This is a genomic window from Microbacterium sp. JZ70 (assembly GCF_053903225.1).
Genome location: NZ_CP096405.1, coordinates 3,146,397 through 3,159,351, shown reverse-complemented (window position 1 = coordinate 3,159,351; position 12,955 = coordinate 3,146,397). Strand labels below are relative to the sequence as shown.

Annotated in this window: 13 protein-coding genes and 1 tRNA gene; 10 read left to right on the top strand and 4 right to left on the bottom strand. The window is 70.7% G+C overall.

The genetic code is table 11. The features are described 5' to 3' along the window. The first annotated feature begins 34 nt into the window (after positions 1-34). The 6 genes from gcl to galE all read left to right on the top strand — a co-directional run bounded on the left by gcl (position 35) and on the right by galE (position 6,765). Positions 35-1,831 carry a glyoxylate carboligase gene (gcl, locus tag M1D46_RS14540; RefSeq protein WP_456285907.1) on the top strand — a complete coding sequence of 599 codons (1,797 nt, stop codon included), beginning with the start codon at positions 35-37 and terminating at the stop codon, positions 1,829-1,831. A 22-nt stretch (positions 1,832-1,853) separates the two neighbouring features. Beyond that, positions 1,854-2,987 (top strand): glycerate kinase, encoded by a 1,134-nt coding sequence (locus M1D46_RS14535; RefSeq protein WP_456285906.1) that lies wholly within the window; start codon positions 1,854-1,856, stop codon positions 2,985-2,987. Between the two features lie 26 nt (positions 2,988-3,013). After that, positions 3,014-4,408, top strand: coding sequence for an allantoinase AllB (gene allB / locus M1D46_RS14530; RefSeq protein ID WP_456285904.1), 1,395 nt, complete (start codon positions 3,014-3,016; stop codon positions 4,406-4,408). A gap of 42 nt (positions 4,409-4,450) precedes the next feature. After that, complete coding sequence (locus M1D46_RS14525) at positions 4,451-4,903, top strand: NUDIX hydrolase (protein WP_456285903.1); 453 nt, start codon at positions 4,451-4,453, stop codon at positions 4,901-4,903. Positions 4,904-5,040: 137 nt separating this feature from the next. After that, positions 5,041-5,703: a thymidine kinase gene (locus tag M1D46_RS14520; RefSeq protein WP_456285902.1), complete on the top strand. Its 663-nt coding sequence runs from the start codon at positions 5,041-5,043 to the stop codon at positions 5,701-5,703. A gap of 42 nt (positions 5,704-5,745) precedes the next feature. Next, positions 5,746-6,765 (top strand): UDP-glucose 4-epimerase GalE, encoded by a 1,020-nt coding sequence (galE, locus tag M1D46_RS14515; RefSeq protein ID WP_271173929.1) that lies wholly within the window; start codon positions 5,746-5,748, stop codon positions 6,763-6,765. Positions 6,766-6,827: 62 nt separating this feature from the next. Here galE and M1D46_RS14510 read toward each other — a convergent pair whose 3' ends face one another. Next, on the bottom strand, positions 6,828-7,595 hold the full coding sequence (locus tag M1D46_RS14510; protein WP_271173928.1) for an HAD-IIB family hydrolase: 768 nt from the start codon (positions 7,593-7,595) through the stop codon (positions 6,828-6,830). Between the two features lie 156 nt (positions 7,596-7,751). Between M1D46_RS14510 and M1D46_RS14505 the strand changes: the two genes are divergently transcribed. After that, on the top strand, positions 7,752-7,904 hold the full coding sequence (locus tag M1D46_RS14505) for a hypothetical protein (protein ID WP_456285901.1): 153 nt from the start codon (positions 7,752-7,754) through the stop codon (positions 7,902-7,904). A 68-nt stretch (positions 7,905-7,972) separates the two neighbouring features. Here M1D46_RS14505 and M1D46_RS14500 read toward each other — a convergent pair. Continuing rightward, a tRNA-Pro gene (locus tag M1D46_RS14500) sits at positions 7,973-8,049 on the bottom strand. 199 nt (positions 8,050-8,248) lie between these two features. Between M1D46_RS14500 and M1D46_RS14495 the strand changes: the two genes are divergently transcribed. Continuing rightward, a complete protein-coding gene (locus M1D46_RS14495) occupies positions 8,249-8,632 on the top strand; it encodes a Pr6Pr family membrane protein (RefSeq protein WP_456285900.1) in 384 nt (127 codons plus the stop codon). Here M1D46_RS14495 and M1D46_RS14490 read toward each other — a convergent pair whose 3' ends face one another. Further along, positions 8,633-9,550, bottom strand: coding sequence for a metallophosphoesterase (locus M1D46_RS14490; protein ID WP_271173925.1), 918 nt, complete (start codon positions 9,548-9,550; stop codon positions 8,633-8,635). Beyond that, positions 9,550-12,159: a transglycosylase domain-containing protein gene (locus M1D46_RS14485; RefSeq protein ID WP_455969857.1), complete on the bottom strand. Its 2,610-nt coding sequence runs from the start codon at positions 12,157-12,159 to the stop codon at positions 9,550-9,552. The genes M1D46_RS14490 and M1D46_RS14485 overlap by 1 nt, the downstream gene beginning before the upstream one ends. A 99-nt stretch (positions 12,160-12,258) precedes the next feature. Here M1D46_RS14485 and M1D46_RS14480 point away from each other — a divergent pair, with 99 nt between their 5' ends. Continuing rightward, on the top strand, positions 12,259-12,483 hold the full coding sequence (locus M1D46_RS14480; protein ID WP_271173923.1) for a hypothetical protein: 225 nt from the start codon (positions 12,259-12,261) through the stop codon (positions 12,481-12,483). Beyond that, on the top strand, positions 12,480-12,947 hold the full coding sequence (locus M1D46_RS14475) for a RidA family protein (RefSeq protein ID WP_456285899.1): 468 nt from the start codon (positions 12,480-12,482) through the stop codon (positions 12,945-12,947). The genes M1D46_RS14480 and M1D46_RS14475 overlap by 4 nt, the downstream gene beginning before the upstream one ends. Positions 12,948-12,955 lie beyond the last annotated feature (8 nt).

Sequence of the window (12,955 nt, the reverse complement as noted above, 5' to 3'; positions counted from 1 at the left end):
GCCCCCGCGGCGACAAGACCATCAGGAGACCATCATGACCAAGATGCGCGCCGTGGACGCGGCAGTGCTCATCCTCGAGAAGGAGGGCGCCACGCAGGCCTTCGGCCTGCCGGGCGCCGCCATCAACCCCTTCTACTCCGCCATGCGCGCCCACGGCGGCATCCGCCACGTGCTCGCCCGCCACGTCGAGGCGGCGAGCCACATGGCCGAGGGGTACACCCGTGCCGAGCCGGGCAACATCGGCATCTGCATCGGAACGTCGGGCCCCGCCGGCACCGACATGATCACGGGCCTGTACTCGGCATCCGCCGACTCCATCCCTATCCTCTGCATCACGGGCCAGGCGCCGGTCGCCAAGCTCGACAAGGAGGACTTCCAGGCGGTCGACATCGCCTCGATCGCGGCTCCCGTGACGAAGATGGCGAAGACCGTGCTCGAGGCCGGCCAGGTGCCCGGCGTCTTCCAGCAGGCGTTCCACCTCATGCGCTCGGGCCGTCCCGGCCCCGTGCTCATCGACCTCCCGATCGACGTGCAGCTCACCGAGATCGAGTTCGACATCGACCTGTACGAGCCGCTGCCGATCGCGCGCCCCGAGGCCACCCGCGGCCAGCTCGAGGCCGTGCTCAACCTCATCGAGTCGTCCGAGAGGCCCGTGCTCGTCGCGGGCGGCGGCATCATCAACGCCGACGCGTCGGACGACTTCGTCGCGCTCGCCGAGGAGCTCGGCCTTCCCGTCATCCCGACCCTCATGGGCTGGGGCGTCATCCCCGACGACCACGCCCTGCACGCGGGGATGGTGGGCCTGCAGACCCAGCACCGCTACGGCAACGAGAACCTGCTCGCCTCCGACGCCGTGATCGGCATCGGCAACCGCTGGGCGAACCGCCACACGGGCGCCCTCGACGTCTACCGTGCGGGCCGCCGCTTCGTCCACATCGACATCGAGCCCACGCAGATCGGCCGCGTGTTCGCGCCCGACCTCGGCATCGTGTCGGACGCGGGTGCCGCGATCCGCGGACTGCTCGAGCTCGTCCGCGAGCGCAAGGCGGCCGGGTCGCTCCGCGACCGGTCGGCCTGGGTCGCCGAGACGCAGGAGCGCAAGGCGACGCTGCAGCGCAAGACGCACTTCGACAACGTGCCGATCAAGCCGCAGCGCGTGTACCAGGAGATGAACGCCGCGTTCGGCCGCGACGTCCGCTACGTCTCGACGATCGGCCTGTCGCAGATCGCCGGCGCGCAGCTGCTCCACGTGTACCGCCCGCGTCACTGGATCAACTGCGGTCAGGCCGGACCCCTCGGCTGGACGCTGCCCGCGGCGCTCGGCGTCGTGACCGCCGACCCGACGAAGACCGTCGTCGCCCTGTCGGGCGACTACGACTTCCAGTTCCTCATCGAGGAGCTCGCGGTGGGCGCGCAGTTCAAGCTGCCCTACATCCACGTGCTCGTGAACAACTCCTACCTGGGCCTCATCCGCCAGGCGCAGCGCGCGTTCGACATGGACTACCACGTGTCGCTCGCGTTCGACAACGTCAACAGCCCGGAGACCGAGGGCTACGGCGTGGACCACGTGAAGGTGGCCGAGGGCCTCGGCTGCAAGGCGATCCGCGTGCGCGAGGCAGGCGACCTCGCGGGCGCGTTCGAGCAGGCGAAGAAGCTCATGGAGGAGCACCAGGTGCCGGTCGTGGTCGAGGTCATCCTCGAGCGCGTGACCAACATCTCGATGGGCGCAGCGGGCATCGACGCGATCAACGAGTTCGAGGACCTCGCCGAGGGCCCCGAGGACGCGCCGACCGCGACCATCCCGCTGCGTCCGGCCGCCGTCACGGCCTGAGCAGGACGCCCGGAGGACGCGCGTGCGCATCGTCATCGCCCCCGACAAGTTCAAGGGGTCGCTCAGCGCGGAGCAGGTCGCGCAGGCCGTCGCCGACGGCCTGCGCGACGAGCTTCCCGCCGCGGAGATCGACCTCGCGCCGGTCGCCGACGGCGGCGAGGGCACGGTCGACGCGGCGGTCGCCAACGGGTTCGCCCGGCACGGGGCGGTCGCGTCCGGGCCCCTCGGCGAGCCGGTCGCGGCGACGTGGGCGCAACGCGACGACCTCGCCGTCATCGAGATGGCGACGGCCTCGGGCCTCGAGCTCGTGCCCGAAGCCGAGCGCGACGCGCTGAGGGCGTCGTCGCGCGGCACGGGCGACCTGATCCGGGCCGCCCTCGGCCGCGGTGCACGCCGGCTCGTGCTCGCGGTCGGCGGGTCGGCCTCCACCGACGGGGGAGCGGGCATGCTCGCGGCCCTCGGCGCGCGCCTCCTCGACGAGGAGGGGCGCGAGGTGCCGGATGGCGGTGCAGCGCTCGCGCGCGTCCGTCGCGTCGACCTGTCGGGGCTCGATCCCCGGCTCGTCGGCGCGGAGGTCGTCCTCGCGAGCGATGTCGACCATCCGCTGCTCGGGGCGCGCGGTGCGGCGCGCGTCTTCGGGCCGCAGAAGGGAGCATCGCCCGCCGACGTCGAGACCCTCGACGCCGCGCTCGCGGTGTTCGCCGACGCCCTCGAGGCCGCATCGGGCGTCGCCGCCCGCGACCTGCCCGGTGCGGGCGCGGCCGGCGGCGTCGGCTTCGGCGCTCTCGCGGCGCTGCGCGCTCGACGCCGTGCGGGCGTCGACGTCGTGCTCGACCTCACCCGTCTCGCCGACCGTCTGCGGGGGGCGGACCTCGTCGTGACGGGTGAGGGCTCGCTCGACGAGCAGAGCCTCGGGGGGAAGACGCCGCTGGGCGTCGCGCGCACGGCGGCGGCCGCGGGGGTGCCCGCCGTCGCCGTGTGCGGCCGGTCGCTCCTCGGCGAGGAGCGCTGGCGGGAGGCGGGGTTCGCCGCGTGCTACGCCACGAGCGACCGCGCCGTCGACGCGGCGGCGAGCATCCGCGATGCCGCCATCCACCTGCGCGCGATCGGCCGCGACATCGCCGCGCAGCATCTCGCGGCCGTTCCGCGAAACTGATGAGAGACCATTCGAAAGGAGCGACGATGTCGTCGCAGACCGAACACAGTGCAGACTCGACAGCCGCCTCGACGCTTCCCCGCGAGCGCTACGACCTCGTGATCCGGGGCGAGCGGGTGCTCACGACCTCGGGCGTGCGCCCTCGCGAGGTGGGCGTGCGGGATGGCCGGATCGTGGCGCTCCAGCCGCTCGGGAACGCACTCGAGGGCGACGAGGTCGTCGAGCTGGCAGCAGGCGAGACCCTCATCCCGGGCCTCGTCGACACCCATGTGCACGTCAACGAACCCGGCCGCACCGAGTGGGAGGGCTTCGCGTCCGCGACCCGCGCCGCAGCCGCTGGAGGCGTGACGACGATCATCGACATGCCGCTCAACAGCATCCCGCCGACGATCGACGTGCCGGCCCTCGAGGAGAAGCGCGCCGTCGCGCGCGACCAGGTGCACATCGACGTGGGCTTCTGGGGCGGCGCCGTGCCCGGCAACACGTCGTCCCTGCGCGACCTGCACGACGACGGCGTCTTCGGGTTCAAGTGCTTCCTGCTGCACTCGGGCGTCGACGAGTTCCCGCCGCTGGACGCCGACGAGATGGAGCACGACATGCGCGAGCTCGCGTCGTTCGACTCCGTCATGCTCGTGCACGCCGAGGACTCGCGCGCCATCGACCGCGCGCCCTCGCCCGAGGGCGACGACTACGCGAAGTTCCTCGCCTCGCGCCCCCGCGGCGCCGAGAACATCGCGATCGCCGAGGTCATCGAGCGCGCCCGCTGGACCGGGGCGCGTGCGCACATCCTGCACCTGTCGTCGTCCGACGCGCTGCCGATGATCCGCTCGGCGAAGCGCGACGGCGTGCGGCTCACGGTCGAGACCTGCCCGCACTACCTGACCCTCACCGCCGAGGAGATCCCGACGGGCGGCACGCAGTACAAGTGCTGCCCGCCGATCCGCGAGGCCGGCAACCGCGAGCTGCTCTGGGAGGGCCTGCAGGACGGCACGATCGACTTCATCGTCTCGGACCACTCCCCGTCGACGCTCGACCTGAAGGACCTCGAGAACGGCGACTTCGCGGTGGCATGGGGCGGCGTCTCCTCGCTGCAGCTGGGGCTGTCGCTCGTGTGGACCGAGGCGCGTCACCGCGGCATCGACTTCGAGACCGTGGTGTCGTGGATGAGCGACCGGCCGGCGCAGTTCGCGGGGCTCACCGGCAAGGGCCGCATCGCGCCCGGCTACGACGCCGACTTCGCGGTGTTCGCCGACGACGACGCGTACGTCGTCGACGTCGCGAAGCTCCATCACAAGAACCCGATCACGCCGTACGCGGGCCGCGCGCTCTCGGGTCTCGTGCGCCGCACGTACCTGCGCGGTCAGGTCGTCGACGGCAGCACCCCGCGGGGCCAGCTCCTCCGCCGCGGCATGATCGACTGACGCACGGCCGCCGGATGGCGGCTGCGGCTAACATGGCTCGACGTGCCCGTGAACCCCGCAGCCGCCATCCGACCCTCCGTGGCAACGGCGTCGTCCGCCCCGCGGATCACCGTCGCCGCGATCGCCTTCCTGCGAGCGGATGGCGCGGTGCTGACCGTGCGCAAGCGCGGCACGCGCGCGTTCATGCTGCCGGGCGGGAAGCCCGAGGCGGGGGAGAGCGCGGTCGACACGGCCATCCGCGAGGTGCGCGAGGAGCTCGGGCTGGAGATCGCGCCCGCCGACCTGCGCCTGCTGGGCACCTTCGCGACCCGTGCGGCCAACGAGGCCGATCACGCGCTGCTCGCCACCGTGTTCTCGACCCGCACTCCGGTCGAGCCGGTCGTGCAGGCCGAGATCGACGAGCTCCGGTGGGTCGTCCCCGTCGAGGCGGTGGACGATCCTTCGCAGGCGCCGCTCAACCGCGAGCACGTGTTCGCCCGCCTCGCCGTGCTCTGACCGCCCACCTCCTTCGTGAGACTAGCGTCGGGCGTCGAGACTGGCGTTCCCTGCACTGGTCTCGGCGACGGGCGCTGGTCTGGATGGCGGCAGCCCGCCGCGCGGGGCTCTGACCGCCCGCCGACTACACTCATCCGGTGGCCAAACTCTACTTCCGCTACGGGGCGATGAACTCGGGCAAGTCCACCGCCCTCCTGCAGGCCGCGTACAACTACGAGGAGCGGGGGCAGGCCGTCCTCCTCGCCAAGCCCGCGATCGACACGAAGGGCGCCGACCAGATCGAGTCGCGCCTCGGCGTCACCCGCACGGTCGACTTCCTCATCGATGCGGATGACGATGCCGGCGAGCTCTTCGCGCGTCACCGCGAGCACGTCCGCCGCGAGGCGACCCGCGCCCTGTTCGCAGGAGACCGTCCGCGCGACGTCGCGTGCCTGCTCATCGACGAGGCGCAGTTCCTCACGCCCGCGCAGGTCGACCAGGTGTTCCGCATCGCGGTGATCGAGGACATCCCGGTGATGGCGTACGGCATCCGCACCGACTTCCGCACGCAGGCGTTCCCTGGCTCGCGGCGACTCCTCGAGATCGCCCACGCCCTCGAGGAGCTGAAGACGATCTGCCGCTGCGGCCGGAAGGCGCTCTTCAACGGCCGCAAGGTCGCAGGACGGTTCGTTTTCGACGGGGACCAGGTGGCCATCGACGCCGAGGGCGCCGCCGTGCGTGACGAGCACTTCGTGACCTACGAGTCGCTGTGCGGCGTCTGCTACCTCGAGGAGTCCGGCGGCGTGCTCACGCCTGCATGATGCATGTTGACGTCAACATGGCCGGAGCCGTAGCCTGAGGGCATGCGAGTACTCCTTGCCGGCGGAGCCGGATACATCGGTGCGCACACTGCGGTGGCGCTCGTCGAAGCCGGCCACGAGGTCGTGCTGCTCGACAACCTCGACAACACGAGCGACGTCGTCGCCTCGCGCATCGAGCAGATCACGGGGACGCCCGTGGCGCTCGTCGTGGGCGACGCGGCCGACGATGAGGTCGTGGGGGCGGCGTTCGCCGAGCACGGGCCGTTCGAGGCGATCATCCACTTCGCCGCGCACAAGGCGGTCGGCGAGTCGACCCAGAAGCCGCTCGAGTACTACGCGAACAACCTCGACTCGACGTTCGCGCTGCTCCGCGTGGGGCTCGCCAACGGGATCCGCTCGTTCGTCTTCTCCTCCACGGGGACCGTCTACTCGAACCCGGCCGACCTGCCGTTCCGCGAGACGGGCACGCGCGACCTCGTCGAGCTCTCGAACCCGTACTCGAAGAGCAAGCTCATCAACGAGGTCATCCTCGCCGACGTGCAGAAGGTGAACCCCGAGCTCAACGTCACGCTGCTGCGCTACTTCAACCCGGTCGGCGCGCACGAGTCCGGTCTCATCGGCGAGGACCCGCAGGGCATCCCCAACAACCTCATGCCGTTCGTCGCACGCGTGGCCGTCGGCTCGCTGCCCGAGATCAACGTCTTCGGCGACGACTACGACACCCCGGACGGCACGGGCCTGCGCGACTACATCCACGTCGTCGACCTCGCCGAGGGGCACGTCGCGGCGCTCGAGAAGGCGCAGCCCGGGCTCGCGAGCTACAACCTCGGCACGGGTCGCCCCGTGAGCGTGCTCGAGCTCATCGCGTCGTTCGAGAAGGCCGTCGGCCGCGAGCTGCCCAAGGTGATCGCGCCGCGACGCCCGGGCGACATGGCCGCGACGTACTGCGACCCGGCGAAGGCCGAGTCGGAGCTCGGATGGAAGGCGCGCTTCGGCATCGACGACATGACGTCGAGCGTCTGGAACTGGCAGCAGAAGAACCCGCGCGGCTACGCCAGCTGACGCGCCAGACGACGAAACGGCCTCCGGATGATCCGGAGGCCGTTTCGTCGTCTGGCGGGCGCTCAGACGCGCACGGGGAGCGCCGGGATGAGCTCCTCGAGCTTCTCGACGGTGTCCTCCCAGCCCGTCACCGAGACGCACGCGACGCCCATCGCGAGGACGGGGTAGTCGTTGCCGTCGGCGTCGAGCCGGTCGCCGTAGAAGAGCATGTCGTCGAGGTCGATGCCGGTCTCCTCGGCGAGCTGGCGCATGCCGTAGGCCTTGTCGATGCCCTTGCGGGTGATGTCGACGGAGGTCGAGCCGCCCGAGCGCACCTCGAGGTCGGGCACGCGCGCGGCGACGGCGTCGCGCAGCGCGGACTTCTTCTCGCTCGTCGGGTCCCACGCCTTCTTCGCGTCGACGGGCGCCTCCTGGCCGAGGGCGGAGAACGTGATCTGCGAGCCGCGGTCCTCGAGGATCGGGCCCCAGGTCTGCGTCTCCCAGAAGCCGAGGCGCTTGGCCTCCTCCTCGACCGCGGCGAGGGCGCGGCGCTTCTCATCGTCGGTGAGCTCGCGCGCGTACACCGCCGAGAAGTCGTCGCCCGTGTGACGGAAGTACTGGGTGCCGCACGTCGGCAGGAGGTGGATGTGCGAGAGCGCCTCGGGAGCCTCGGGGAGGCGGTCGACGACCTGCATGCGGAACTGCTGGATCTGCCCGCCCGAGATGATCGCGACCTCGACGCGCTCCGCGAGTGCGATGAGCAGCTCGCCGATCCGCGGCTCGATGGGCGACTTCGAGGGAGCGAGGGTGTCGTCGAGGTCGAAGGCGACGAGGCGGGGCGTGGCAGGCATGTCTCTCCGGATGTCGGATGGGGCACGAACCGGACAAGCCTACGCGACACGCCCTGAGAACGCGGGGAGGGATGGTCCCGGTCGACCCGCGTAATGAAACGGCCGCTCGCGCGTCTCATGAGCAGGGGAGGGATCCGCGGACGGAAGGGGAGAGGCATGAGTGCCGATGAGATGGCCCACATCGCGTCGATCGTCGCGCTCGCCGCGTCGGCCGCCGGGGGTCTGCTCGTGCTGATCAGCGCCTTCGTCTTCGGCCGCACGCGCCGGCGCACGGCGGTGCCGCGGCGCCCGGGCGGTCGGCGCGCCTGACGCGCCACCCGAGGCCGATGGCCGGGACAGCAGAAGGGCCGGTTCCGATGGAACCGGCCCTTCTCGTGTGGTCGGGGTGACAGGATTTGAACCTGCGGCCTCGTCGTCCCGAACGACGCGCGCTACCAAGCTGCGCCACACCCCGTGGCAACCCGTCTACTCTACCCGATCCGACGCGGTGAGCCGAATCCGGCGTGTCCCCGGGAGTGCCGCGGCTTCGGCGCCGCCCCGAGGGGGACCGGGGTGCGGATGGCGGCGGTCCTGTGCCTCGGGCCGGGCGGGTGTCGACGCTGGTCGTCGCGATTCGCGGCGACTGCTGGCCCGTTCGCCCCGATCCGCGGCAGGTGCCGACGGCACCTGCCGCGTTCCGCGTCCAAGCCGGCCCGATTCGCCGCGAAACGCGGGAACCGCGCACCTGCCCCCTCCACATCGTTTTCCCGGCTCTCGCCCTCGTCGATTGGCTCGTCGCGCCGGATCGTCCGAGGCTCCCGTGGCGCGAGCTGTGGGTCGTCTTCCCCTACCTCGTACTCTGGCTCGCCGTCGTCCTCGTGCGCGGCGCGGTCGACGGCTGGGTTCCGTACGGGTTCCTGCTGCCGGAGCGCGGCGCGGGCTCCCTCGTGGCGCACGTCGTCGGGCTGCTGGTCGCGCTGACAGCCGCGGGCGCGCTCGTGTGGGGGATGAGCCGGATCCCTCGCGGAACCGACTCAGGCGCGCGCCGCGCGGGCTGATCAGCGGGCGCGCGGCGCGAGCGTGAGCAGCGAGACCTCCGGCGGGCACGCGAAGCGCACAGGGGAGTAGATCGAGTGCCCGAGGCCCGCGCTCACGTTGAGCGGCACGGTCCGGCCGTCGTGCGTCCAGCTCGAAAGCCCCCGCGCCTGCTTCGGCGGAAGGTCGCAGTTGGAGACGAGGGCGCCGTAGAACGGCACGCGAACCTGGCCGCCGTGCGTGTGACCCGCGATGAGGACGTCGGCGCCGAGCTCCGTGAACGCGTCGAGGACGCGCCGGTACGGGGCGTGGGTCACGCCGATCGAGACCGGAGCGGATGGCAGGGCCGCGACGTGCGCGGGGAGCGCATCGAGGTCATCGAGATCGTGATGCGCGTCGCTCACGCCGAACAGCTTCACGGCCGTGCCGCGCACGTCCAGAGTGGCAGCCGCGTTGTTGAGGCTCGTCCAGCCGAGCTCGTCGGCGAAGAACGCGTCGAGGGCCGCGGTGTCGAGCTTCGGCGCGGTCGTGGCCCGCTCGGATGGCCCGAGGACGTAGCGCAGGGGGTTGCGCGGAGACGGCTCGTACAGGTCGTTGGACCCGTGCACGAAGACACCGGGGACGCCGGCGAACGGCTCGAACGCCCGGCGGATGCCGGCCAGGCCTTCGCGGTGCCCGAGATTGTCGCCGGTGTTGACGACGAGATCGGGGCGCAGCGATGCGAGCTTAGCCATCCACTCCTGCTTGCCCCGCTGCCACGGCGCCATGTGGGCGTCCGAGACGTGCAGGACCCGCAGGGGAGTCGCCCCCGGCTCGAGCACGCGCACGGTGTGGTGGCGCACGGTGAAGAGGTGCCGCTCGATGCCGATGCCCCAGACGGCGGCCGCGGCCCCCGCGCCCGCGAGGGCGCCGAGGGCCGCGACACCAGGACGCGACGCCACTAGTCGTCGTCCTTGTCGTTCTTCTTGTCGTCGCCTCCGCCGCCGCAGCTCTTGGCCTCGTAGTTCACGCGGATCACGGTGTTCGGATCGGCGACCGTTCCTGCTTCGGGGTCGGTCCCGGTTACCTTGCCGCTGCCGGCGTCGGAGTTCTCGGAGCAGCTGCCACGCTCGACGTTGTCGAAGCCTGCGCCGGTGATCGCCGCGAATGCGGCCTGCACCGACATGCCCGATACATCGGGAACAGACGACGCCTTGCCATCGCTCGGGAAGATCGTGACGTTGGTGCCGCCAGCGGCCTGACCCGCGCCCGGGTCCTGACGCTGGATCGTGCCCTCGGGCTGATCGCCCGGGACGGTCTCGCCGACCGTGACACCGAAGCCGGCACCGCGGAGGATGCTCGTGGCCTCGTCGATCGACTTGCCCGTGACGTCCGGGAGGTCGACGAGCACGCGACGCGTCAGGTTCGGATCCGGCGTGGGGAACGCGCCGCCGGGGTAGTGCGCGTTGGCCGCGGCCTGGATCGGGCGGGCGAGCTCATAGCGGACGTTGTTGCCGTTGATCCCGTTGCTCCAGATCGTGCGGAGATCCGTGAGCCCCCGGGTGTTGCCGACCCAGACGGCCGTCGTGGCGGCCGTGGACGACTCGATCATCATTGTCGAGACGTTCTCGTGCGTTCCGGTCTTGCCGATGAGCTCGGTGCCGTCGCCGGGGTTCGCTGCCGCACCCGTTCCGCCGTTCATGACCGACTTGAGCGCCTCGGCCGCCGTCGCGGCGATATTGGGCTCGATGACCGGCTCGCAGCCTGTCTCGGGGACCGGCACTTCCTTGTCGTCGATGTCGGTGATCCGATCGATCGCGTGCGGCTCGCAGCGCACGCCGTTGTTGGCGATCGTCGCGTAGGCCGACGCCATGTCGATGGGCGCGATGGCCTTCGAGCCGAGGACGTCGTAGAGCACGTTCTCGTCGGTGACCGATCCGCCGTTGCCCAGGGTCACTCCGAAGCGCTCGGCGACGCGGTTGATCTCGCAGACGTCGAGCTGCTCGGCCATCGCGAGGAAGCCCGAGTTGAGCGAGTCCCTCGTGAAGCGGGTGACCGTCCCCGTGTAGCCGTTGCCGTTGGCGAAGTTGCCGATCTTCGACGTGTTGTACTGCTGGACGCCGTCGCACTTGTACTGGAAGACGCGGTTGTTGCCGTTCAGCACCTCGTTGATCGAACGGCCCTTCTCGAGCCAGTCGATGAGCGTGAAGAGCTTGTATGTCGATCCGACCGGGAATCCGTTGGCGGAGCCGTGCGCGCTGTCTGCCGCGTAGACGAGCGAGGAGTAACCCGGCTGCGTCGAGACGACCTTCTCGTCCTCGGAGAAGTTCGTGTTCTGGGCCATCGCCAGGATCCTGCCCGTGCTCGGCTCGACCGTCACGGCCGCGGCGCCGAACTCGATCCCGTCGATGTGCGACGCAGCAGTGGCCTTCATCGCCGCCTCGGCGGGCATCTGGATGTTGAAGTCGAGGGTCGTGTAGACCTTGAGCCCGCCGCGTCGCAGCGTCTCCCAGCGCTCCTCGTCGGTCTCGCCGAACGCGGGGTCGGTGAGGATCGTCTGCTGCACGTACTTGCAGAAGTACGCGGAGCCGCCTGCCGCGCCGCAGCCCGTCTCACGCGGGGTGATCTGCGGCTCGATGGGCTCCTCGACGGCAGCGTCGTGCTGCTCCTGGGTGATCTTGCCGTCTTCGAGCATGCGGCCGAGGACGTAGTCGCGTCGCTGCTTCGTCGCCGCGTAGCCATCCTCCGCGGTGTTGCGCGCGACGCCCTCGGAATCGGTGTAGGAGCCATCCGGCAGGTCGAACCGGTACCGGTTCGGGTTCTGCACCATGCCGGCGAGCGTTGCGGCCTGGCTCAGCGTGAGCTTCGCGGCCGTCGTGTGGAAGTAGTACTGCGCGGCGGCCTCGATGCCGTACGTCTGACCGCCGAAGTTCGCGATGTTGAGGTACCCGATGAGGATGTCGTCCTTCGAGTACTCCTGCTCGATCGAGATCGCGTAGCGCATCTCCTGGAGCTTGCGCTCGTAGCCCTCGACGCCTTCTGCCTCGATCGCGTCGTTGTAGCAGTCGAGCTGCTCCTGCGAGCCGAAGGGCGCCTCCTGCTCGCACTTCTGGATGAGCACGTTCTTGACGTACTGCTGGCTGATCGAGGAGCCGCCCTGGGTGTCGCCGCCCTGGAAGTTGTTGAGCAGGGCGCGCGTCGTGCCGATGAGGTCGATGCCGCCGTGGTCGTAGTAGCGCGGGTCCTCACTGGAGAGGAGCGCGTCGTACATCGTCTGCGTGACCTCGTCATACGAGACGGGGACGCGGTTCTGGTCGTAGAACGACGTCAGGACGAAGTCCTTGCCGTCGAGACCCTTCGCGTAGATCGTGGTCGGCAGCATCGGCGTATCCACCTCGAGATACGCGGGCAGCTTGTCGAACATCGTGATCGCGCTCGACGCGGCAGAGCCGGCGACGGCGATCGCGGGGGTGACGGTGGCGGTGACGAGCACTCCGGCGATCGCGCTCAGGCCGACGAGGCCGAGCACACCGCCGAGAACACCGCTCGCAGTCCTTTTCGCTCCGGGCATAGGCTTGATCGTAGGGGAGTTCCCTGAACATCCCCGCCTTCGGCCATGGTCCTCGGACCGCATTCCCAGCGCCGCACACGCTCGAACGACAGGAGTTCCATGACCACGTGGGAGTACCTCACCACGCCGCTGCTCATCCACAACACGGCGGCCATCCTCAACAACTGGGGCAAGCAGGGCTGGGAGCTCGTGCAGGTCGTGCAGGGCCCCGAGGGCGGCCTCGTCGCCTACCTGAAGCGGCCGCTGACCGAGGCTGGGCCGTCGAACGCGGGCCTCGGCGCCGCGGCCGAGGCGGCGAAGCAGTTCGAGGGCGGCGCCCAGTGACGGTCAGTGCGCGGCTCGCAGAGCTCGGCATCGAGCTCCCGGGCGTCGTCGCCCCCATGGCCGCGTACATCCCCGCGAAGGTGCACGGTGACGTCGTTCAGACGTCGGGTCAACTGCCGATGGTGTCGGGCTCGCTCCCGCACACGGGCAAGGTCGGCGACGGCGAGGGCCTCGTCGCCGCGGACGACGCGAAGGCGCTCGCCCGCATCTGCGCCCTGAACGCACTTGCCGCCGCGGCGGACGCGGTCGGCGGACTCGACCGCATCACGGGCGTGCTCAAGGTGACCGGGTTCGTCGCATCGGCGCCGGCCTTCACCGGCCAGCCCGGCGTCATCAACGGCGCGAGCGAGGTGCTGGGCGAGATCTTCGGCGAGGCTGGACGGCACTCGCGCTCCGCGGTCGGCGTCTCGGTGCTGCCGCTCGACGCTCCCGTCGAGGTCGAGGTGGCCTTCCTCTTCGCCTGACAGGACGA